This is a genomic window from Streptomyces sp. NPDC093591, assembly GCF_044764885.1.
GTDB lineage: Bacteria > Actinomycetota > Actinomycetes > Streptomycetales > Streptomycetaceae > Streptomyces.
Map to the genome: position 1 here is coordinate 275527 of NZ_JBIWIY010000008.1, position 21634 is coordinate 297160.

The window sequence follows — 21634 nt, forward strand, 5'->3', positions numbered from 1 at the left end:
AGCGATGCCCCTGCGTGGGATGTGGATTACGCATGATGTCGGCACCCTCGGCCGCGAGTGTCAACGCTGCGGAGCCTCTCGTTTCGCCGGTCAATTCACACAACGAGTGGGACCCGCTGGAGGAGATCATCGTCGGGCGTCTCGATGCCGCGACGATCCCGTCCAAGCATCCAGTCGTGGCGTGCAACATGCCACCGTGGGCGGCGCGGTTGCAGGGGCTGGCCGCCGGCTTCAGGTATCCGCGCGTGCTGATCGAGCGGGCTCAGTATGAGCTCGATGGGTTCATTGCTCTTCTGCGGTCTCTCGGCATCACGGTCATGCGCCCAGACGCGGTCGATCACAGGCGACGCTTCGGCACCCCCGACTGGTCGTCGCGCGGTTTTTGCAACACCTGTCCGCGTGACAGCCTGCTCGTGATCGGCGACGAGATCATCGAGACCCCGATGGCATGGCCGTGCCGGTATTTCGAGACCCATTCCTACCGCGCGATCCTCAAGGACTACTTCCGGCGCGGCGCGCGCTGGACGGCGGCACCGAAGCCGCAGCTCACCGACGAACTGTTCGAGGCGGATTTCCGCATCCCCGAGGCCGACGAGCCGGTGCGCCACATCCTCACCGAGTTCGAGCCGGTGTTCGACGCGGCGGATTTCGTGCGCGCGGGTCGCGACCTCTTCGTGACGCGGAGCAACGTCACCAACCGGATGGGCATCGACTGGTTGCGCCGCCATCTCGGGCCCGGCTATCGCATCCACGAGATCGAGAGCCGCTGCCGCACGCCCATGCACATCGACACGACGTTCGTGCCGCTCGCGCCTGGCAAGGTCCTGGTCAATCCCGAATACGTCGACGTCGACCGCCTGCCCGGCATCCTGAGTTCGTGGGACGTCCTGGTCGCTCCCGAGCCCGATCCGATCGACGAGCGCCTGCTCAGGATCACCTCGATGTGCGGCAAATGGCTCAGCATGAACGTGCTCATGATCGACGATAAACGAGTGATCGCTGAGCGCCACCACACCGGCATGCTGCGCGCGCTTGAGAAATGGGGGTTCGAGCCGATCCCGTGCGATCTGCTGCACTACGCGCCGTTCGGCGGCTCATTCCACTGCGCGACGCTCGATATCCGGCGCCGCGGCACGCTCGAATCGTATTTCCCCTGATCGGCCCACCGATCGTACGCACCAAAGAGCGGACGAGGTCAACGGTTCAGCAGCGGGAGGCATCGTGCAGTTCCGGATCACCGGCATACTGCGGCGCCTGCGTACGTCGCGGCGGCTGGGGTTTCCGCGGTGCCGCCGCAGCCTCCGGTGAGGCGGTCAGAGGTCGGAGCGCACCACAGTGACCGGGCAGTGGGCGTGATGGAGGGCGGCTTGGCTGACCGATCCCAGGAGCAGGCCGGTAAATCCGCCGTGCCCGCGTGCTCCGACCACCATCAGTTGGGCGTTCGCGCTCGCTTCGATCAGTGCCGGGCGGGTGCGCCCGCGGACCAGACGGGGCCGTACGGTCACGCCCGGGTACTGCTCGCGCTGTCCTGCGAGAGCTTCGGTCAGCACTTGCTCTTCCTCCTGCCGGAGCCGGTCCACGTCGCCCACCAGATCCACTACATCCACCGGGCGGCCCAGAGCGTGCTCGCCGTGATCGGTCCAGGTGCTCCAGGCGTGGAGCGCGACCAGGTCTGTGCCCCGCAGGACGGCCTCCAAGAAGGCGAAGGCGATGGCGCGCTGCCCACCTGGGGAGCCGTCGACAGCCACCAGCACCGGACCAGCCGGCTCCGGGCGGCCTCGCACGACCATCACCGGGCAGCGGGCGTGCGCGCTCAGATGTACGGCGGTGGAACCCACGAGCAGCTCGGCGAAGCCCCCATAGCCTCGATGACCGACCACGATGAGCTGCGCCCTGCGCGACTGTGCTTGCAGGACCGTCGATGCCTCACCGGCTACCACTGCATGGCTGACGGGCAGGCCCGAAGCCTGGCTCCGCGCCCGTTCCACGGCGTCGGCCACGATCCGTTCGACCGTTTCGTGCAGGGCGCCGGTGAGAGGACCCAGCGGCGACGGACGGGGCGGGGCGTGCATGGCGGGCCACAGAAAGGCATGCACCACGCGCAGTTCCACACCTCGCAACGACGCCTCTTGGGCTGCGGCGCCCACCGCTGCCAGGGCGGAGGGCGAACCGTCCACTCCCACTACCACCGGTCCGTTCATTGCCTGCTTCTCCCGTCCGGGGCGCCATAGCCAGACGCATGCCACCCACTCGGGGTACCGGGGCGGAGGGGCGTCCTTGCGCGTGGGGCGCTCGCCTGCCGTGCTGTCATCTCCAGCCTCCCCCCGAGCCCTGGCCGGGGGCCACGGGGCATACGGTGTCCCGCGATACGCCGCCCGGGGCGCACGAACGAAAGGACCTTTGCGTAGGCAGCGCCGGGCTGGCAAGGGCCGGAACCTGGTGTGCCACCGTCCCGCCGACACGCCTCGACCTCCCAGACCCGGCGCCGGGCGACGTCCAGACTCAGAATGCCCGTGGGGGCATCACCGTCTCCTCCCCGGCGATCACGGTGGTACAGCGGGGCCCGCCGGGCCCGGGCGTGATGCGTACGGTCACGGGCAGTGGAGGATCGGTGGGGAGTTCGCCGGTGAGAATCAGGGGCCGGCTCCCATGGATCTCGGCGCGGCCGGTTTCCTTGCCGTCGACCAGCAGCTCGACCGCACCACGGTGGCCACCGTCGATGTTCACGGTCACCGAGTGTCCCCTGGCGTCAATGTGGAAATGGTGAGTCCGCGCCATCGCAAGTCTCCCTGGGGCATTCGCAGCCTCTATCCGAAGCATGCCCCCGCTCACTCGCCGGCGCCGGTGCAGAGGGGCGAGGCCAGTGGGACCCGGCCGCTCCGCCGGCGCCTTCCTGCCCCTGATGTCGCCCAGTGCGATGAAATGCCGCAGACTCCCATATAGGGCCCGTATCGGCGTGGGCTGCGGAGAAGGTGACCTGTTGTGCTTGAGGTCCCGTTGTGGCTGTGGGGGGCGTTCGCCGCGACTGTAGTGGTGTCGCTGGCGGTAGACCTCCTGGCCCACCGCACCGCGCATGTCATCGGCTTCAAGGAGGCCGCCGCCTGGAGCGCCCTGTGGGTGGGCCTCGCGCTGGTCTTCGCCGCCGTGGTCTTCCTCGTCCTCGGTGCAACGGCCGGCACCGAGTACACCACCGCGTGGCTGCTGGAGAAGAGCCTGTCGGTGGATAACCTCTTCGTCTTCGCCGTGATCTTCGCCTACTTCAAGGTGCCCCGCGCCTACCAGCACCGAGTGTTGTTCTTCGGCGTGATGGGCGCCCTCGTGTTCCGCGGGATCTTCCTCTCCCTCGGGGTCGCCGTCGTCAGCCGCTTCACCGCCGTGCTGTTCGCCTTCGCCGCTGTCCTCTTCTACAGCACCTACAAGCTCCTCAAGGACGAGGAGGAGAGCTTCGACCCCGGCAAGAGCTTCGCCCTGCGGATGCTCCGTAAGATCATTCCGGTCCGGGACGAATACGCGGGCATGAAGTTCTTCGTCAAGGAGGCCGGCAAACGCGTGGCCACCCCGCTCCTCGCGGTGGTCGCCGCGATCGAGGCAGCAGACCTGATCTTCGCCGTCGACAGCGTTCCCGCCGTCCTGGCCGTCAGCGACGACGCCTTCATCGTCTACACCAGCAACGCGTTCGCCATCCTGGGCCTGCGCGCCCTGTACTTCATGCTCGCGGGCCTGCTGGACCGCTTCCACTACCTGAACAAGGGCCTCGCGATCATCCTCGCCTTCATCGGCGTCAAGCTCATCCTCCAGGCATCCCACAAGACGATCAGCACCAGCATCCCGGAAATCCCCTCACCGATCAGCCTCGCCGTCATCGTCGTCGTGCTGGCCGCATCCGTCGTACTCAGCCTGCGGCGACCCGCCCCGCTCCACCTGCCCCCCGCCGCTCAGGAGGAGAAGCCGCCCGCACTGTCTGACACCGCTACCGAGAACCCCGGGTCCGCCGGCGCACAAGCTGAGCAGGACCAGCAGCCGGATGATCCGCCCCGACCGGCGCCCTGACCAGCGCCGCACAACGAGCGGCAGGCGGCCCGCCCCTTCGCCGACCACACAGCCTTATTGTTAAAGAATGAGCAAAGCCGAGCATGAAACCAGTCCCCCGGGGACTCCTGTGTGCCCGGTCTGCAAGCAGCCCCTGGAGATGACCATCAAGAAACGGCACAAGACGCTCGGAATCTTCGTGCCCGTCTGGGGCCCGAGCCCCTGCCACAACCCCGACTGCCCCGAATACCTGGAAAAGCCGGAGCTCAACAGCCCCCAGGACCACTGACGACAGGCCGCACACGACTGTTCCACAGCAGGGCGAGCGGGCACCGCCGTCCGTGCAGCCACGGGCAGTCGACCCGCGGCATCGAGCAGCCGGAACCGGGACAGCGTCATCGCCGGGCCGGTCCACCAGGGGACGCCCAACTCCTGGTCCTGTTGCGCGGTAGAACCACGACGAGCTCATCCTGGGCGCGGCGCAGTACGCGCATCGCTCTCGCCGCCGTGTCAGGCAGCACCGGGACCGGGAGGTCCGGGGGTGACCGTGTTCGCCGAACCACCGGGCGAGTCTGCCGCGGCGGCCGATCGCGCGCAGCCTCCGTTCGGCCGGCTCCCGCGCACGCGGTGTGGTGATGAGCAGCAGCTCGTCGCCGGTGCGCAGCACGGTGCCGGGCTGCGGAACGATCGTGCTGCCATCGCGGATGATCAAGGTGACCACGCCGGGGGCGGCAACCGCAGTTCGAAGACGGCCACACCCTTCAGCCGGGAGCCCGGCGGGATGGTGACGGTGAGCAGGTCGGCATCGAGTACGTCCAGGGGGGCGGTCTCGACCCGGACCTCGCGCAGGGCGTCGGGGCGGGTCAGGCCGAGCCGGCGAGCAGCCAAGGGCAGGCTGGGACCTTGGAGCAGGGTGAACAGTACGACCAGAACGAACACGATGTTCAGCAGGTCCCGGGCGTCGGTGACGCCTTCGACGATGGGGTAGGTGGCAGCACGATCGGGACCGCGCCGCGCAGCCCGGCCCAGGAGATGAACGCCTGCTCGCGCCAGGGGATACGGAACGGCAGCAGACAGGCCAGGACGCAGACGGAGCGGGCAGCCAGCAGCAGGACCAGCCCCACCACGATGGCGGGCAGGACGGCCGCGGGCAGTTCGCTGGGGGTGACCAGCAGGCCGAGCATGACGAACAGGCCGATCTGGACGAGCGAGCCGGTGCCCTCGGCGAAGGAGCGGGGGCGGCGCGGTGCGGCAGTTTGGCGTTGCCGAGCACCAGCCCGGCCACGTAGGCGGCGAGGAAGCCGCTCGCCCCGGCCGCCCCGGCGGCGGCGAACGCGACGATGCCGAAACCGACCGTGGCCAGCGGATGCCACCCCGTCGCCGGCAGGGCGATATGCCGCAGCCCGGCCACGCCGATCCGGCCGATCACCAGCCCCATCACTCCACCAACCGCCAGCTGCATGAGCACGTCACCAACGATCAGCGCTGCGCCGGGCAGTTCCGCGGTCGCCGTAGAGAAGGCCAGCACCAAGATGACGGCGGGCGCATCGTTGAACCCGGACTCCGCCTCCAGCAGCCCGGCGACCTTCTGCGGCAGCGGCAGGGCGCGCAGGACCGCGAAGACCGCGGCGGCGTCCGTGGGAGAGACAATCGCCCCCAGCAGCAGCGCCAGGTGCCAGCCCATGCCGAGGAGAACATGGGCTCCAGCAGCGGTGACCAGCACCGAAACGGCCACACCGACCGTGGCCAGCACCCCGGCGGGCAACAGCGGTGACCTGACGTCCGCCCACTCGGTGCTCAGACCGCCCTCCACCAGGATGACGGCCAGTGCCGCAGTGCCCAGGGACTGGGCCAGCTGCGCATCGTCGAACTCCAGGCCGATCACGTCTTCCCCGGCCAGGACGCCGACGGCCAGGAAGAACAACAAGCTGGGCAGCCCGAGACGCCCGGCAGTGCGGGCGGCGGCAACGCTGGCCAGCATCGCGCCACCGACCAGCAGCGACATATACAGGTGCTCCAGAGTCACCGCACCGCCATCCTCTTCGTCCCCCGGCAGTGGCACTCACCCACCAGCGGACTTCCGTGCCCCTCCCGGGACGGGTCATAGGCCCATGCCCACGTGAGGCAGTACTCCATCAGCCGGCCAGCGCTGATCGCGACGACCGTGCGCGTCCGCCCACGCTCGTTCGGCACGACCGCCACGAGTGGGTGTGCGGGTCCGCGTTATGAGCGCGGCAATCTGCACCGCGTCGGTATCGGGCCCGACCATGGCAGGCATCGCGCCGTGCCGGGGCAGCCATGGCTCGACCGCGCGCCCGCCGAGATGATCTTTAAGCGGCTCGGTATCGGTCTCGCGCAGCGCGCCGGCCAGCGCCGGATCCTTCAGGGCGCAGTCCGCCACCATGACGTTCAGCAGTTGTGAGCCGGTCACGACCGCGTGCAGCCGCTGATCGGCATCGAGAACCAGCAGCGCGGGCAAACGGCGCTCAACGAACACCCGCGCCGCCGCCACGTCGTCGTCCGCGGACACCGCCGGATACAGTTCGGCCAGGTCGCGTACACGCATGCGCGTCCGCCTCGATCCCCGGACCAACGCCGGTACGACGCCGCCAGCCGGAGCCCGACTCGAAGATCAACGCACCTGCAGCCCCTGAGCACGCGCCCCGGCACGCGAGCCGCACGTTACGTGTGCTTTTACCGGAAATCAGCAGGTGGGTATCTACGCAACCAACGGCGCCGGTCGATGGCCACGCATTCGGTACTGCGGATTACCTCGCAGAAGTCGGCTGCCGGCGGACGACGACAGCTTGTTGTGCGCCCGCACTGAGGCGAGTTGTTGTGCGCCCGCACTGAGGCGAGGCACTCCGGCCCGGCGCCCTGCCGACGCGCTTGCCCCATCGGGATCCCCTCCCGCCCCGGGGCGCCGGGCAGGCGCAGCGCGAGCTGTGGCCCACGCGCGGGCAGTGGTCGCAGCTGCGGCATCCCGGCGACAGCCGTCGGTCGGCTGACATGCGTTGTCGGCGACGGCCGAACATCGTGGACTCGTTGACGCTGTCGGGCGCCACGACGACGGGGACAGTACTCGGCCAGTCGGCCGCCAGGTGGCCTTGGCCGTCGGGCCGTGTCGTGGACAGGGATCCCCTCGGCAGATTGACGCGCGGGCCGGGTCCGGAGCACCGAGCCCGATGTGACCGATCATCGACCTGACAGGCACCGATAACCCCATCACAGCAGGAGAGCCCGTGGCAGAGCATCCGGTGATCGGCTACCTCGTCTGGGCCGCGCTGTTCGGCGCCATCTTCGCCTGGGAAGGCATCGGCCTGCTGCGGCCCGACGACGGCTTCCCCACCCTCAGCGACGCAACCAACGCCGTCATGCGCTACCCCGCGGGCCGCTGGTCCCTGTTCGCCTTGTGGCTGTGGTTCGGCTGGCACACCTTCGTGCGTGGCTGGCACTTCCTGCTTCAGGACCCGACCTGACCGTCAGAAGCCTGCCGTGCTTCCCGTACACCTCAACGTTGCGGTCATGCTGACCGGCTACCTCCTGGTCATGGGCTATCTCGGCCTCGGCCTGCTCATTCTCCGACGCCGTCCGGCCGAGTCCTGGAGACCTGCGCAACGGTCGGCTCCTGCCACGGCCGGGCAGCGCTGGTCCGCACTGGTCCGTCGCGTCGTGGGCACCGCGATCGGCGGATATCTGGTGCTGATGGCTGTCGTGGTCAGCTGGTACCAGGGCATCGCGCAGTTGGGAGGCGGCTTCCTCTTGAGCGCGGTCACCGGCGCCGCACTGCTGATCGGGATCACCCTGCCGCTGTTCTTCCTGGCCTCTTGGGCTGCCTCACGTCGGCGCAGATGAGGCCCGAGATCTCCATGTCTGCCCCTCTTCGTCAAGTCCGGTCACCTCAGGTGTGCCCGGGCGATGGCACAGTCCCCTCCGCTTCGCCGGGTTGACGCACGCAGAAGCATTGCAGGCTCGCTTCAAGGTCGTTGAGGGCTCCTCGCGCGGCCGTGATGCGGTCGCGCAGTTCGCGTTCGGCCTCGCATGACCGCGGTCCTGGTCGGGCTGGGCTGGGACGTGCGCACCACCACGGGCACCGACTACGACCTCGACGCCTCTGCCCTGCTGCTCGACGCCTCCGGCAAGGTCCTGTCCGACCGGCACTTCGTCTTCTACAACAACCTCATCAGCCCGGACGGCTCGGTCGAGCACACCGGCGACAACCTCACCGGTGAAGGCGAGGGCGACGACGAGTCCATCAAGGTGGACCTCGCCGCCGTGCCCGCCGAGGTCGACAAGATCGTGTTCCCGGTCTCCATCCACGACGCCGAGAACCGCCGCCGGGCGCGGTGCGGACGAGCGAGCTGGCGGACTGGGCCGCGTGGTTGGCGGACTGCGCGGTCGGCGTCCAGCGGTACGTCCCTGTGGGGCCTTTCTTGCCGTCTGTGCCGGTGCCGTCCCACGTCGCGGAGATCTTGCCGGTGGCCGGACCACCGGTGAGGGTACGGACGGTCCTCCCGCTGCCGGCGGCAATCGTCAGCTTCCAGCTCGCCGTCGGCTTCGGCAGTTGCCGCACCCCCGTGTACTGACTACCGTCCGCAGGCAGATCCACGCCGGCGGGGCTGTCGGTGGAGAAGACGGCAGGGGAAAGGTGGTCACCTGCGGCCATTTGACCGTCACATCCCCCGCGTCGGTGAGGTAGGCGACGGGTCCGCCGAACCGGTCCACGGCCCAGAAACGCCCACGCCGGTCGGCGGGGGCGCCCACCTGGTCCTTCAGCGGGCCCAGTTCGCTGGTGCCCACGCGATCGGACGGAACCGCGCCGGGGAAGTAGGTGATCTCCAGCTTGGCCGCCGCCTCGTTCTGGCTGACGAGGTAACCGTCTGCCAGTTCCGCGTAGCCTGACGGCACCGTGATCACGTGTTTCGTGGTGCGGTCGTAGACACCGGCTTTCCCGGTGGGACCGCAGGACCAGTAGATCCAGCGATCCACCACCTGGATCTCCTCGGGTATGCAAGGGGCGCCCACGGACACCGCGGAGCCGACTGCCTTCATCGACGGCAGGGACACCGCGGTGACGGTGCCGCTCTTGCTGCCCGCGCTCCACAGCTGGTCGCGCCACAAAGAAGCGGCGTGCCACTGGTCGGTGTGGCTCAGCTCCTTGGTTCCGTCGAGGACGTACTGAAACCGTGAGTCACGGCGCTGAATGCTGTACCTGCCGGATGCCGACAGCGTGGGTACCCAGTGGCCCTCGGGAAACCGGACGACGTCGCCTTCCCCGGTGGGGACCAGCCGCAGGCACTCCCCGGTGCACTGCAGGTCCCCCCTGGGGCCGTCCGCCGGACGCCACCCGAGGTCGCCGACGTTCCGCAGGGGCGTGGCGTTCAGCGTGCCTTCCGCGGTAAGCGACAGGGAGGAGCCGGAAAGATATGTGGTCGCGCGAGAGACGCCGAACGGTACGTGCAGCGTGCCGACCCGCAGTTGTCCCTGGTCGACCGCGACACCGCCGACGTCGTACACCGTCTGCCGGGGCAGCGGTACGTGTGCGGCGACGGCCGGGGTCCCGTCGGCGCCGAGCGTAATGCGCCGAACCGCCCAGTCGTCCGGGTCCGAGCCGCCCACGACGTAGACGGCGCCGTCTGCACCTGTGATGGGCCGGGTGTCGGATTTCGGCAGCAGGGTGCGGGCCGTGCCGCCGGCGGCAGGCTGGGCCAGGAGTTCGCCGTCGCCACCGGGGTAGACCATCCAGTCGCCCAGCAACGTCAAGTTGGCCGGAGAATCCTTGAGGGGGGTTCGGGGCGCGTCCGGATGGTCACGGTCGACGAGGTAGCGGGGCTGATCGGCGAAGGTCTCGTACAAAACCGTGGTGGCGCTGAGCGACACCAGTTGCGTTGCGGAGGCGCCATCGTCGGGCACCACGGTCAGGCGGCCGGTCGCGAAGTCCAGCAGCGCCTGGATGCCGTGGGGGCCCTCCCCGAAATGGATGGCGGCTCCCCGGGAGTCCACCAGCGCGTCGGTGACGGTTCCCGGCAAGGTGTCCGGGACGCCGGACACCAGCCGGTCGACCGGGCGGCCACCGGCCGCAGGCATCTCCAGCAGGTGCAGCGTCCACTTGCCGACTGTTTTCCGCAGCGTCATCAGGCGGTTCTCGGCGAACACCGTCGTGGCCGTGTCGCCGGCCGGCAGATCGAACTCTACGGCCTTGCCGGTGTCGTAGTCCCGGATCCGGTAGGAGCGGGTGGTGCCGACCCGCTCCAGGCCGAAGCCACCATTGACGCCCCACACACGACTAGGAGCAGGTCCAGCCGGTGGCGCAGCGCCGCCTCGCATGTCGTCGAGATGGAGGGGCTGGGGCAGGCCGTTCACGTACGTACCGTCCCGCCGCTCCCACGTGAATCGCGCAGGATTGCCACTCTCGGTGCCGAAGGACAGAAAGCCGGAATCGTCGGCGCTAATCGGGGCCGCCGGCTTCGTCAGCGGCCCCAGCTCCCCCTTGAGGGTGACCGACGGCATCCCCGCGCTGTCCGCGACCGCGGACCCCGCCTCCGCCGACGGCACCAGCCCAGCCCCAACCGCCAGGACCGTCACGACCGAGGTCGCCCCTGACGTGGTCCTTCGCCATCCTCGCCGACGTCCTTCCCGCGTCATGCGCCCGCCCCTGATCCGTTGATCCCTTGAACACGATGTGTGATCGCTGAACACCGTGGACGGCGTTCAGCCGCTGTGCCGATCCATCTGACGCTCGATCCCGGCGGAACGTTGTACGGGGACGACATGGCGTCCTGATCGCCCGACGGTCCCGCCGCACCCACGATCGCTCCCACACTTTTTTCACCGACTCTTTCGGGTATCCGCGCAGTTCACACGCCGCTTGCGATGTACTGGGCCACCTTCTGGGGCCTCGTGCTACAGCCGTTTGGTCACGTGACGTGCACGGGAAGCCGATCATGTGACCGTGCGCCTGGCCAGGGCCTGAGTCAGGGCGCGTGATCGACCCCTCCCGGGCTTCTTGCCGAGTTCGCCGAGCTGCTGTAAAGGCTGAACAGCGCTGGCCGACGTCACGACCACCACGGCCAGCAGGTCCCGGGCGGCTTGCCGGACCTCTGGGGACCGGTCCCGGCCCGTTGGCCTACGGTCGTCGGGCATGACGAACGAGTCGCCTTTTCGCACCTATCGCGGCAGGTCATGGATCACCAGGGCTTGCGGGTTTGAGACGACCACGCACCACGATTACATCGAGGCGCGCTTCCCGTTGGAGACGAGGCGCGTAGCCTGGAGCGATATTCAGGACTTCGAGATCAGCAGGAACATGTTCAGCGGCGAGTTCGTCGTGGTGCGCCTCAACTCCGGGCGTCGGCTGGCCTTGCCGAACATCGACTCCCGATCCGTAGCCTCGGTAAAGAATGAGGTGCAGGCCCTGCGCGAGCTGTGGGAGCAACTGCGCGGACCGGACTGGACACCACTCCAGCGCTGACAGACCTGCGGCGATTCCCAGGGGGAGATAGGGGCAAGGGACGTCGCCCCATTAGGAGGTGTCGCCCATGGTCGACGGGGCACGGCAGGGCGAGGGTGGCGCTGATGCCGGGAATGTCACGGAGCGACGCCAGCCAGCGGCCAGCGCCGGGCCGGTGCGGGGCGCGCCTTGCCTATTCGCCCTGATACGGGGGTCGTTGGGTGTAGGGGTTGGGGTGCTGCTGGGCCTGGGGAGGCGCGTGACCCTGCTGAGGTGCGGTGCTCGGGTAGTACTGATAGCTCGACGGCGGCTGGGGCGGATAGCCGACACCGTGAGCGGGCGTTCCACCGCCGATCTCGGGACCGCTTCCAGCGCTGCGGCGACTGCGGATGACCAGCCACGAGATGACGCCGACGATCGCAACGGCCGTGATACCGCCCACGATGACGATGAGGCTGCCGGACGAGGTCTGCGTCGCGGCGTCCGTTTCCTTGGATGACTCGCTGGAGGGTGGGCTGGCAACGGTCAGCTGGCCGAGGGGGTTCTTCTTGGGGCCAGCGGGGAGGTCCATTGTGAGTGCTGAGTAGGGGCGGACGATGCCGTAGCCGTATTCCTCGTCGGGGGCTTTCAGCCCCTTGTGGTGCGCGAAGGTGGCGGACTTGATCAGCCGGTTGATCACTTGGCCGGCGGTGAGGTCGGGGTACTTGGATCGGACCAGCGCGGCAGCGGCGGATACGTAGGCCGTGGAATCCGATGTGCCGTTGGACAAGGCGTAGTGCTGCGGCCGGTCCATATCCGCGGCGAGTATTTCAACCCCGGGTGCCACAAGGTCCAGCCCTTCACCGGTGTTTGAGCCCTCCCACAGATTGCCCTTCTTGTCGTGAGCGCCCACGGAGAGCACGCCAGGCAGCGCTGCCGGCTCGTCGACGGCTATGGAGCCGTCATTGCCTGAGCCCGCAACGAGTACGACATCGTGGGCTTGCGCATACGCGATCGCTGCGCGGCCGTCGCTCAGGGTCTTGCCGCCATCGTTGCCGAAGGACATGTTGATGACCTTCGCGCCCTGATCCACGGCGTAGCGCACCGCTGCGGCCCATGTCTCGTCATGCATGGGGTCCTTCTCCGTCTGGAGGACCCTCAGTGGCAGGATCTTCGCCTTTGGTGCGAGGCCCATCATGCCGGAGGCGTTTCCCGCACCATGGCCATGCGCAGCGATGATGCTGGCCATGGCCGTCCCGTGTCCCATCTTGTCTTCCTGCGCGTTATTTCCGCCAGTGAAGTCTTTGCCCTCCAGGACTTGGCCAGCGAGGTCAGGGTGTCTGGCGTCAACCCCCGAGTCGACCACCGCAACGGTGACGCCCTCTCCCTGGGAAACAGCCCACACGTCTTCTGCCGCGAAGGCCTCCAACACCCATTGCTGGTCCCTGACATAGTCAGCCGACGCAGTCGGGGCCGACGTGAGGAGCAAGGCCCCTGTCAAAGCCACGACTCCCGTCGTGGACCAGAATCGCTTGCCGCTCAAGTCCTTGCGCTCCTCTATCCCAAGGCCGGCCGTGCCAGCCACCACAGCAGACTGGATCCACGCTAGAGGATCAGGTGAAATGCGGTTCGCTGGGTGACGGAATGAGGCGGGGCTTCAGCTGGTGCGGCGCCAGCTCGGGAGCCGCGGCGTGGCCGCCGTGCGAACGAAGAGGTGGAGCGGCTGGGCCGCTCGATGGCCTTCAGCTGCCCGGCATCCGCCTTCAGCCGGGTATCGCACGGCAGCCTAGCGAAGCAACGCTCATTCCCCAAGGCCGTCACGACCACCTCCCTTTCACCGCGCGCGCCAGCAGCAGAGCGCGAGCAACCGCCGCGCACGGCCGGGTGAGCTCGGCGATCGTGGCTGCCCACCGCAGTTCCCGCCCCTGGTCGGAGAGCGACTGAGAGCCCCACGAAGTAAACGTTTTGGCTGGCTCACCAGATGTAGGTGTGTACGTCCTTGCGAGACTGAGGTGGAGGGGATGGCTGAGTATGTGGACGGAGTTGGGGCTGGACGGCCCTGCCTGGCCCATCGTGTGTGCTGTGCTGCTGCTGGGTGGAGTGCTGCGACTCCTGGCGGAGCGCGCCCGCCGTAAGACGCTCGTGGATGTCACGACGCGGGCGCCAGCGGGTACGAAGGTCGTTCAAGGCAGCGGCGCGGGCGGGCCAGCGATGTGGATCAGGGTGGGCAGCGACGCCACGGCTGACTGCCCGAATGAGGAGTCTGGGTGAGCCGCATCCCGCCGGAACACAGACCAGAGATCGCCCGGCTGTACATGGAACTCAGCAGCGAGCTGAAGGGGTTCGCGACCCGGCTACTCGGCTGTTCCGAAACGGCCTCCGACATCACCCAGGAGGCCTTCCAGGCCGCGGCGATGAGGTGGGGCCAGCTCAGGTCCCTGAACGAGCAGGCTCAGAGAGCCTGGTTATTCAAAGTCGTCAAGAACAAGGTATTCGACCACTGGAGTTCATCGAGACGGCATGCGCCACTGCCGGAGGTCCCCGACGCGCCGGCGGCCATGGACACACCGCGAGTCGCCGTTTCCAACGCACTGTTGAAGCGGTGCTGGGCCGCGATCGACGCGATGCCACCGGCGCGACGGCGCGTCGCCCTCCTGCGGTGGCAAGGAGAGTGGACCTCCCGGGAGATCGCCGAGCATCTGGGCATGAGCGCTGGCACGGTCCGAGTCCACTTGCACGGGGCACGCAGGGTGCTCCTGGAGAAATTCGGGACCGAGATCGTCTTCCCGTCCGACTGGTGGGAGTCACTTCAAGAGGAGGTGCCCAGTGAGCAACGCTGACAGGACTTACAGCCCGTTCGGCCCTCTTGACGCCGAGCCCCGCAGCCCGGCCACCGTGGAAGACCTCCTGCAACAGCTCGACCGGATCGCCGAGCCTTGCGCGCCGGAGTTCGACCAGGACGGGCTCGACCATCTGATGGCATGGATGGCTTCAGACGACGACCCGAATGAACCCGACCCGATCGACAATGAATCTGGCGCCCCAGGCGACGACGGATTGGTGCACGGCAAATTCCTCGTCGCGGGCGGTGAACGGGCAGGCACAGTTGAGTTCATTCGCCAGGTCAGCGATGTCAGCGGCATGACGGACATCGCACTGCCGGCAGAAGCATCGCCACCTGTCCCCGACGAACATCGCCGCGTCTTCTTCGGACGCCTGGCGGTGGCGGACGATCTCCACCTGTATCACCTGACCACACCCGACTCTTTCAACCCGCGTGTGTGGAACCAGCTTGTGAAAGGCGGGATCGGGGCGCTGGTACTTGCTGAAGCACGGCACTTGCCGGATAGCCACGATGCGCTCAACTACTTTGACCAGTGCGGCTTGCCGTACGTACTGGTACTGCGCGGCACCCCCGAAGCCTGCCCTTACGACCTCGCGGAGATCCGGGAAGCGCTGCGCCTCCCGGACGATGTCCCGATCCTGTTCTGGGACCGGCGCATTACCGCCAAGGCCGCTCTCATCGCCCTACTTGAACTCGCACTGGCACGACGCAGAGCGGAAGCGCCAGAAGGAGATAACAACCTCGACGACGAACTGACCGCCCTGGCATTGCTCACACAACTGGAGCTCCTCATGCAGTAAGCGGCGCACGCCGAGTCCCAGGACGACAGAGTCGATACAGCGCCCTCTTCCACGGGTCCGCCACAGGGCGCAGCTGGGCATCATTACTCGGCAGGCATCGTCCAGCGGGAGACGATCTTCGGCGACAAGCCGTCTTCCGTGACGCCATAGGCCCCGACCGGGCCTCCCACCCGGTTGGGGCAGCAACTTCCTGCTGACCGCAGCCGAGGCGCGCGAGACGCTGCCAGCTGTCGAGCGGGCGCTGGGCTTCCCCTCGTATGAGCGTGCCACGGCCGAGGACCAGGACTGGCTGGACTACCGCGACGATGAGGAGAGCGACGGAGTCGGCTCCGACGGCAGTGGCAGCGACTACCGAAACCCGTTCACCGCGATCATTTGGGGCGCGGGCTGAGCCAGTTGTATGGCAGCGTCACCTCCCCTGGCAGGCCGATCGGCTGGCCTTCGAACCAGGCTGCAGAACGGCCGCGTGCCGGCTTCGGACAGGCCCCGCTCACGCGGTAGTGGCGGGGCCGGGTGGAGGCTGACGCGTGCACTCGTCAGGTTCCCGAGACGACGCAGTCCTCCAGTTCCGCTGCTAGATCAGGATCCGGCTTGGGAATGGTGCCGTAATCGACATCATTGTCAGCCTCCAGCCGCCGTACGGCCTCGGCGAGGGAGTCGGACAGCGGCACCACCAGCAACGGCGTGCCGGCGTCATCCAGGTCCGCTGCCGAGTCGTCGACTTCGTACACGGCCAGGAAGGTCACGGTCCGCGGGGACCACGGCCAAGCACTGTCCCCCCGCTGCGGCGGCGTGACCTGCAGCATCGGGTTGTCGTCCAGCCGGCGCAACTCCCGTGTCTGGTCGTACCAGAGCCCAGCGTCGCGGAGTTCACTGTACTGCAGGTGATGCAAGTACAGGCAGTGGGCGGCGGTCGAGGAGTCCGCGCCGGCAGCGAACTGCCACCAGAACTGTGCGGCCTCGTGCCGCTCGGCGAGGTACAGCAGACAGGCAAACGTCAGGGCCCCGCCGGGTTCGATGGTGGCTCGGTCATCGACCAGGAGGGCCATCGCCGCGATCGCCGCCGGATCACGGACGACATGCGAGCACAGAGCCTGCAGTTCGTGAGCGGCCCGCTCATGCAGGGCGGCCGGCACATCACAGCGAATGCCGTCCGATGCGCGGCCGGCCGCACCGCTGGCCGTGCGGAACCAACGGGCACGGTCTTCGAGGTCGCTGGCGCTGTCCCACACCACGCGACGGGCGATCCGGTCCAGTGCGGCGCGCTCGTCGAAGTCCTCGTACTCGTCGGCCAGGACCTCGGCACCAGCCAGTACCTCATCGATACGCGAGCGCCTGGTACTCCCCCGACTCATCCTTCCTCCTCATCCATGTCTTCCGCTGCCCAGTCGATCCCCAGATCGCGGGACAGACGCCGCCGCGCTCCGCGCAGGTGGCTCCGGACCGTCCCGTAGGAGATGCCCATCAGCTCCGCCACCCGCCGCATCGGGTGACCGAGCACGAAGCGCAGCAGAATGACGTCGTACTGACGCTCTGGCAGCCGTGCGATCGCCGCATACAGCCCTAACCTGGACTCCAGGACGGTGAACCGGGACCGGGACGCATGGCGCACGGCGGCGAACGCGGCCGTCTCCACCAACGCCAGAGTCCGTCCCTGTATCTCCAGACGGCGGACGACTTCCTCTTTCAGTGCAGCCCAGGCGTACGCATCGACATTGGGCTGCTGCAGCACATGCGTCCAAGCCCGCGCCAGCTGAACGAAGACGTCCTCGACGACCTGCTCGGCCCCCTCACGGCTGTCCAAAGCATCAGGTCGGCTATCCGGTACGCCGTGGTCCACGACATGCCGGCCGTGCCGTCGTCCGGAAGGTCCTCATCGCGGGTGAGGACCAGGCCGGCGTTGTGGCACCAATGCTCGGTCAGCTGGACGTGACCGCCGCGTGTTCGTCGGCGCTCACGGCCCCGACAGCCCCCGGCCGGGTTTCCCCCTGGCGGCCGGCGGCTTCTTTGTGCGCAGGCCCGCTAGAAGGTGTAGCGGGTGTGGCTGAACACCTGACCGTCGTGCCCGAAGCCGTACGCCGTGCCGGGTGCCACCGCAAACAGCAGGTCGCTGCCCTTGCGGATGCTGTCACCGAAGCCGTAGAAGATCCCATCCGGCGAGGTGAGGTGGTCCCCGTACTGCGCCTCGAACGCGGCGATGACCTCGTCCTGCCGTGCCGGATCCGTCACCCGCTCCGCCGTGCCCTCGATCACGATGTCGAGGCCTTCGGAGAGTGAGTTGTGCCCTGTGGTGAGTGCGCAGTGGGCATTGCCGGCCAGGTTCTTCGCCTTCTGCTCGCCCGGCCCGGTGCTGAAGTGCAGCGCCCCGTCGTGCCAGGCGGCGATCAGCGGCGTGACGTGCAGCCGGCCGTCCGGCCGGACCGTGGTGATCCAGAAGACCTCGGCGGCCTGCAGCCGGCGCTGGACCTCGGCCCAGTCGGTGGCGGTGACGTCCTCCGCGCCCGGGCGCGGGTTGAGCGCGGAGCTGTAGCGGGCGTCGAGCTCGGTCCTGGGCTGCTTCGGCGTCATGCGGAACTCCTTTCCCTCTTCTTGTAACGAAGGCTACGCAGCCTGGCCCGGCGGCGCTCAGGCACGGCTTCCCGGCCGCCTTCGAGCTCTTCCTCACCACGCTCGAGGTCTTCGCCATCAGCCGGTTCCCAACCTGGGAACCCGCCATGACCGCCCAGACCGACGACATCGTGTGGCTGTGCACTGCGGTTGGCCACTATGCGATTCAGTTGGCCCTGGACGGCCCAACCCTGTGAGTGGCTGAACTGTCACTCCCTGTGCTGGCGGTCAGCGTCGTTCCGAGGGGTCCTTGCCACGGTGGATTGTCTGCGTGGACGGCCGAGGCGTAGCGGGACCTGCTGCAACGGCCGAACCCGCGGCCGTCGACCAACGCCGAGTGCAGGAGCAGGGGCATCCGCTTCGTCCGGGTCGCCGGCCATGCGCCTTCGGCGTACCGCCATGGCAATCACGGCAGCGATGGCGCTCACGGACATGGCTGCCAGTTCCCCATCCCGGTCATGACGCCGTGGCCCTCCCAGAACGTCACGCCGACCGCGTCTCGTTCGCCGTTCTCACCGGCATGCCGTCCCGGCGGGTACGCCCGTACGACCGAGTGAGCCTCGGCGGCCTGCGCGGCCAACGCGCTCGCGAGCTCCGGGTCGGCGACGAACGCCGTGATGAACGCCCGCTGCCTCCAGGGCCGGCCGTGGAACTCGGCGAGTTCGCCAGGTTGGCTGTTCTCTGTGAGTGTAGGGTCCGCGACTTCGTTGGCAGAGCTTCCTGCCGAAACACCGGAATCCGCGCGCAGTTGGCAGTGCTGGCGTCGGTCGCTTACTGACAATCAGTGGTTTCCCATCGGTCGGGCCCGTGACAGCGAGTGAGGCTCTATGGTCTGGCTGATCGCCGGTTTCGCGGAGGGCGCACCCCGCTCAGGTCATACCCTCGGGGTGCGCCCTCCCCCGCACAGGGGAGACGCTCCGCCGTAGCGGACGATGCGTGGCTGCCATGTCCACGGCCAGCCTGTATGTCATGACGACAGCGACCGCTCCACTGCCTACCTCTGACTCCGCACCCGTCTGGGCCCGCCGCGCCGCCCACGCCATCGCCCTCTGCGCCGTCCCGTCCGGTCTGTGGCGCATCGCCATGGCATCCGGTGTCTACGTCGGCTACAGCGACCAGGTCCTGCGCGACGTCTTCGACATCCCGGGGTGGGGTATCGCGTACGTCGTCGGCCTCTCCGTTATCACCGAGCTGGCCGCCCTGTTCCCGCTGCTACTTGTCAGCGACCGGTGCCGTCCGCTGCGCCCCCGAACTCTCGCCGCGCTGGCCTGGACCGCCTCGGCCGCCTTGGTCCTCGTGGCACTGTGGCAACTCGTGGTCGCCTTCACCGTCGAGAGCCAGACGTACATGTCAAGTGGTGCGGCCCAGACCGTCTGGAGCTTCGTCTTCGCCCCGCTGTTCGCCATCCCGGTATTGATGACCGCCGTGACCTGGTCGTACACGAAGCGGCACCGGGCACGGGGCCAAGCATGACCCCGCCCACGTGCACCCAGAGAAGTTGGAGAGTCCCAACAAGATCCCTACTGGATGTAGTCATTGCCAACGGGACCGCGGATTTGCTAGTCCACTGCTAACGAACTGCCTTCATTGCTAACGAAGTCGCGGATCCCAGAGTGAGGATCAAGGCGAGGTTGGCGGCCGCTAGGACGTCGACCAGCGGCAGCCCCTCCGGGTCCGGGCCGCCCCCGCGGCCGTTGGGATGCCACAGCATCTGACCCGGGCTGAACCCCCGGGCCTGGTACCAGGCGCGCACCCTGGAGGAGTTGGCGGTTTTGACGGCCCGGTGGCTGGCCTCCGGCAGGCCTCCCGCAACTTGGCCAGTCGACTGCGCCACTGCCTGGTGGCGACGGCGGGCGCCGGAAGGACGGTGGACTGGGTCATGCTTTCGTCACCCGGATCGCGAAGACGTCGATGCTCCGGGGCGCGGTCGGCGTGCCGGGCTCCTGGATGACGGTGCCGCGGACCTGCACCTGGTCGCCGTCGCGCAGGGGCCTGCCGAGGGCCTGATCGGCTGCGGCGATGCGGTCGGTGCTGAGCCGGGCGAGGGCTGCCTCACCGGCCGCGTCCTGCAGCAGCACGCGTAGGAACCCGCTGGACTGCCGGATCGCGGCGATCGGCGCGGTGACCTCGATGTTCCCGTCGACGGGCACCCGCGACAGCGGCCTGGTCGAGGCGCCGAGGCCGGTGTGGTGCTGGACGGGCAGGCCTCCCAGCATCGGCAGCGGGCGGCGCACCGGTTCCGAGCTCGCCGCCGGCGGGGCGGACGGGCACGATCTCCCCCGTCCGGTAGGCCTCGGCCAGGTGGTCGAGGTGCTGGGGACGGTAGCCGTCCGGGAGGTAGAGTAGGGCACAGGCGCGGTCGAGCGTCCAGTACAGGTCGTTGAGGGTGTCGTCCGCGTCCGACATGGCGCGCCACTGCTCGCTGCTCAGCTCGTTTCCCGGGATGTGGCGCAGGGGTTCGCTGTCCTGCTTCACCTGCAGGTAGCGGCGGATCGTCGCCTCGACCTCGGCAGGGGGCAGGTACGGTTCGGCGTTCTCGCGGGCGTGCTGCTCGTCGTACCACTCCCTTGCCCACTGCGTGTGAACAACCGGGCAGGGGTCGTCTGCGCTCAGTGAGAGATGTGCATCGTGAGGGTGCCGGTCACGGTCTGGCGCGGGTGTCGGTGTGCTCGGGCTGGCATCAGCAGGTAACACCGGTGTAGATCATCGGTTAGCGGGCGACTTCGCGGTTCGTCGCACTCCCCACGGTGGTGCGCACCACCGTGGCGTCCACTCCCCGGCCAGCGCGCACGATGTCGTCCACTCCCACCCGGTGGTGCGCACGGTGATGCGGGAGTGCACGGTCCCTGCACCCTCAACACCTTTTCCGCCTCACTCCGAACGGCGCCGCCGCTTCCGTCGCCTGGGACAGCAACGGCGGCCGGGCCAGCTGTGACTGAGCGCGATGGTTGGCCCCTGAGCATGCCAGTCGGCACGCGCCAGCTCGTTCTTCCGGGAGCGTTCGTCTCGTTGCCGGACGTGCACTCACGATCGTGTCGTATATGCGATGACCTGCGATGAAGAGCCGTGGCACAGTACGCCGCATGTCCGACGACATCGCCTTTCCGGTCTTCCGTACGCCCAACCGCACTCGCCTTGAGCACTGCGCGTCGCCTCATGGAGTTCGGTCAGTGGGAGCACTCCGCCGTCTGCGTGTACGCAGAGCTTCACTCCGTCGCTGAGGTGCGGCGAGTGGCGAAGGAGCTGCCCGAGGGGTGGTTCAGGGGGCGAGAGGAGTACGGGGAGTTCGACGGAGTCCCGTTGGAGGATCAGCCCGCGCTGGTCGTCGGCGTCAAGGGGCCGGGTGTGCCGGTCGACCCGGCTGCGTGCAACGGGCGGCTGCCGGTGGAGTGTGAACTGGACGACCTGCCGATTGGCAGCATCGAGGACGCCTTCACGGCGGCCATCGGCCCGAACAGAGGTTGGATCAACTGGGAGATGTTGCGTTGGCCGGACGCGCCCGAGGTGGGCTTTTACGGTGAGTCCAAGCACGCCGAGGTGACGCTCCTCTTCAACACTCCCACCCGCGAACTCGACGAACCTGCCGACGACCACACGGTCCTCGTCCACGTCCGTAGCGTTTGTGTCGACGGCCGTGAGATGCGGGAGCCGTATGCGCACTGGCTTGCCGAGCAGGTGGGACTCACGGTCATCGGGCCCGGGCAGCGGTGGTGAGGCCGGCTGGCCCACAACGATGCGGATCGGTGCTGGGCCGCGCCCAGGCCCTGCCGGAGCACCCGAGTCGTCACACACCGCCGAGCGTCGGGAAAGCAGCCCGGAACGGTCGTGATCATCACTGATGGCGGCGTCTTCTCCGGTTCTCCGGGGCCAGGGGCCTGAGTACCGAGGTTGTCCATTTGGGCCAGGTACGGGGTTCTGACCGTG

General features: G+C 68.2%; 21 protein-coding genes and 2 pseudogenes. 11 read left to right on the top strand and 12 right to left on the bottom strand.

Annotated elements, in window-relative coordinates:
• Positions 1-32: 32 nt before the first annotated feature.
• Positions 33-1157, top strand: a complete 1125-nt coding sequence (locus ACIREI_RS19185) for an amidinotransferase (RefSeq protein ID WP_403334123.1) — start codon at positions 33-35, stop codon at positions 1155-1157.
• Positions 1158-1313: 156 nt separating this feature from the next.
• Here ACIREI_RS19185 and ACIREI_RS19190 read toward each other — a convergent pair whose 3' ends face one another.
• Positions 1314-2201 (bottom strand): universal stress protein, encoded by an 888-nt coding sequence (locus ACIREI_RS19190; protein WP_403334125.1) that lies wholly within the window; start codon positions 2199-2201, stop codon positions 1314-1316.
• A gap of 301 nt (positions 2202-2502) precedes the next feature.
• On the bottom strand, positions 2503-2733 hold the full coding sequence (locus tag ACIREI_RS19195; protein ID WP_403334127.1) for a hypothetical protein: 231 nt from the start codon (positions 2731-2733) through the stop codon (positions 2503-2505).
• Positions 2734-2982: 249 nt separating this feature from the next.
• Here ACIREI_RS19195 and ACIREI_RS19200 point away from each other — a divergent pair, with 249 nt between their 5' ends.
• Entirely contained in the window at positions 2983-4050 is a 1068-nt protein-coding gene (locus ACIREI_RS19200) for a TerC family protein (protein ID WP_403334129.1), read from the top strand.
• Between the two features lie 139 nt (positions 4051-4189).
• Positions 4190-4318 (top strand): hypothetical protein, encoded by a 129-nt coding sequence (locus ACIREI_RS19205; protein WP_403334357.1) that lies wholly within the window; start codon positions 4190-4192, stop codon positions 4316-4318.
• Positions 4319-4567: 249 nt separating this feature from the next.
• Here the strand turns inward: ACIREI_RS19205 and ACIREI_RS19210 are convergent.
• Positions 4568-6055: pseudogene (locus ACIREI_RS19210) on the bottom strand (potassium/proton antiporter); the annotation flags it as partial.
• A 75-nt stretch (positions 6056-6130) separates the two neighbouring features.
• On the bottom strand, positions 6131-6595 hold the full coding sequence (locus tag ACIREI_RS19215) for a hypothetical protein (protein WP_403334131.1): 465 nt from the start codon (positions 6593-6595) through the stop codon (positions 6131-6133).
• 676 nt (positions 6596-7271) lie between these two features.
• Here ACIREI_RS19215 and ACIREI_RS19220 point away from each other — a divergent pair.
• The 3 genes and pseudogenes from ACIREI_RS19220 to ACIREI_RS19230 form a co-directional block, all read left to right on the top strand.
• Positions 7272-7508: a DUF6186 family protein gene (locus ACIREI_RS19220; protein WP_319072992.1), complete on the top strand. Its 237-nt coding sequence runs from the start codon at positions 7272-7274 to the stop codon at positions 7506-7508.
• 16 nt (positions 7509-7524) lie between these two features.
• Complete coding sequence (locus ACIREI_RS19225; protein WP_403334133.1) at positions 7525-7884, top strand: DUF6256 family protein; 360 nt, start codon at positions 7525-7527, stop codon at positions 7882-7884.
• 186 nt (positions 7885-8070) lie between these two features.
• Positions 8071-8373: pseudogene (locus ACIREI_RS19230) on the top strand (TerD family protein); the annotation flags it as partial.
• On the opposite strand, the gene ACIREI_RS19235 reads toward ACIREI_RS19230, so the two are convergent.
• Together ACIREI_RS19235 and ACIREI_RS19240 are read right to left on the bottom strand one after the other, a co-directional pair.
• The gene (locus tag ACIREI_RS19235; RefSeq protein ID WP_403334359.1) at positions 8285-8638 is read right to left on the bottom strand and encodes a FlgD immunoglobulin-like domain containing protein; all 354 of its coding nucleotides are present in this window, start codon (positions 8636-8638) and stop codon (positions 8285-8287) included. The pseudogene ACIREI_RS19230 and the gene ACIREI_RS19235 overlap by 89 nt on opposite strands.
• A complete protein-coding gene (locus ACIREI_RS19240) occupies positions 8563-10614 on the bottom strand; it encodes a hypothetical protein (RefSeq protein ID WP_403334135.1) in 2052 nt (683 codons plus the stop codon). The genes ACIREI_RS19235 and ACIREI_RS19240 overlap by 76 nt, the downstream gene beginning before the upstream one ends.
• Positions 10615-11170: 556 nt before the next feature.
• Between ACIREI_RS19240 and ACIREI_RS19245 the strand changes: the two genes are divergently transcribed.
• Positions 11171-11500, top strand: coding sequence for a PH domain-containing protein (locus ACIREI_RS19245; RefSeq protein WP_403334136.1), 330 nt, complete (start codon positions 11171-11173; stop codon positions 11498-11500).
• Between the two features lie 172 nt (positions 11501-11672).
• On the opposite strand, the gene mycP is transcribed toward ACIREI_RS19245, so the two are convergent.
• Positions 11673-13001 (bottom strand): type VII secretion-associated serine protease mycosin, encoded by a 1329-nt coding sequence (gene mycP, locus ACIREI_RS19250; protein ID WP_403334138.1) that lies wholly within the window; start codon positions 12999-13001, stop codon positions 11673-11675.
• Between the two features lie 724 nt (positions 13002-13725).
• Here mycP and ACIREI_RS19255 point away from each other — a divergent pair.
• Together ACIREI_RS19255 and ACIREI_RS19260 are read left to right on the top strand one after the other, a co-directional pair.
• Positions 13726-14298 carry an RNA polymerase sigma factor gene (locus ACIREI_RS19255; RefSeq protein ID WP_403334140.1) on the top strand — a complete coding sequence of 191 codons (573 nt, stop codon included), beginning with the start codon at positions 13726-13728 and terminating at the stop codon, positions 14296-14298.
• Positions 14285-15103, top strand: coding sequence for a hypothetical protein (locus ACIREI_RS19260; protein WP_403334142.1), 819 nt, complete (start codon positions 14285-14287; stop codon positions 15101-15103). Before ACIREI_RS19255 ends, ACIREI_RS19260 begins: the two co-directional genes overlap by 14 nt.
• 536 nt (positions 15104-15639) lie before the next feature.
• Here ACIREI_RS19260 and ACIREI_RS19265 read toward each other — a convergent pair.
• From ACIREI_RS19265 to ACIREI_RS19280, 4 genes are all read right to left on the bottom strand, one after another.
• Positions 15640-16458, bottom strand: a complete 819-nt coding sequence (locus ACIREI_RS19265) for a hypothetical protein (RefSeq protein WP_403334144.1) — start codon at positions 16456-16458, stop codon at positions 15640-15642.
• Positions 16455-16907 carry a sigma-70 family RNA polymerase sigma factor gene (locus ACIREI_RS19270; protein WP_403334146.1) on the bottom strand — a complete coding sequence of 151 codons (453 nt, stop codon included), beginning with the start codon at positions 16905-16907 and terminating at the stop codon, positions 16455-16457. Before ACIREI_RS19270 ends, ACIREI_RS19265 begins: the two co-directional genes overlap by 4 nt.
• Positions 16908-17125: 218 nt before the next feature.
• Entirely contained in the window at positions 17126-17671 is a 546-nt protein-coding gene (locus ACIREI_RS19275; RefSeq protein WP_403334148.1) for a pyridoxamine 5'-phosphate oxidase family protein, read from the bottom strand.
• Positions 17672-18134: 463 nt separating this feature from the next.
• Positions 18135-18491, bottom strand: coding sequence for a DUF6919 domain-containing protein (locus tag ACIREI_RS19280; protein WP_403334150.1), 357 nt, complete (start codon positions 18489-18491; stop codon positions 18135-18137).
• 179 nt (positions 18492-18670) lie between these two features.
• Between ACIREI_RS19280 and ACIREI_RS19285 the strand changes: the two genes are divergently transcribed.
• Complete coding sequence (locus ACIREI_RS19285; RefSeq protein WP_403334361.1) at positions 18671-19183, top strand: hypothetical protein; 513 nt, start codon at positions 18671-18673, stop codon at positions 19181-19183.
• 404 nt (positions 19184-19587) lie between these two features.
• Here ACIREI_RS19285 and ACIREI_RS19290 read toward each other — a convergent pair whose 3' ends face one another.
• Entirely contained in the window at positions 19588-19944 is a 357-nt protein-coding gene (locus ACIREI_RS19290; protein ID WP_403334151.1) for a hypothetical protein, read from the bottom strand.
• Between the two features lie 901 nt (positions 19945-20845).
• On the opposite strand from ACIREI_RS19290, the gene ACIREI_RS19295 reads away from it, so the two are divergent.
• The gene (locus ACIREI_RS19295; protein WP_403334153.1) at positions 20846-21424 is read left to right on the top strand and encodes a hypothetical protein; all 579 of its coding nucleotides are present in this window, start codon (positions 20846-20848) and stop codon (positions 21422-21424) included.
• The last annotated feature ends 210 nt before the right edge of the window (positions 21425-21634 follow it).

Excerpts from the sequence above, each read along its gene's own strand:
- ACIREI_RS19185 (WP_403334123.1), top strand. The coding sequence starts at position 33 with ATGATGTCGGCACCCTCGGCCGCGAGTGTCAACGCTGCGGAGCCTCTC.
- ACIREI_RS19190 (WP_403334125.1), bottom strand. The coding sequence starts at position 2,201 with ATGAACGGACCGGTGGTAGTGGGAGTGGACGGTTCGCCCTCCGCCCTG.
- ACIREI_RS19205 (WP_403334357.1), top strand. The coding sequence starts at position 4,190 with ATGACCATCAAGAAACGGCACAAGACGCTCGGAATCTTCGTGCCCGTC.
- ACIREI_RS19215 (WP_403334131.1), bottom strand. The coding sequence starts at position 6,595 with ATGCGTGTACGCGACCTGGCCGAACTGTATCCGGCGGTGTCCGCGGAC.
- ACIREI_RS19245 (WP_403334136.1), top strand. The coding sequence starts at position 11,171 with ATGACGAACGAGTCGCCTTTTCGCACCTATCGCGGCAGGTCATGGATC.
- ACIREI_RS19265 (WP_403334144.1), bottom strand. The coding sequence starts at position 16,458 with ATGAGTCGGGGGAGTACCAGGCGCTCGCGTATCGATGAGGTACTGGCT.
- ACIREI_RS19275 (WP_403334148.1), bottom strand. The coding sequence starts at position 17,671 with ATGACGCCGAAGCAGCCCAGGACCGAGCTCGACGCCCGCTACAGCTCC.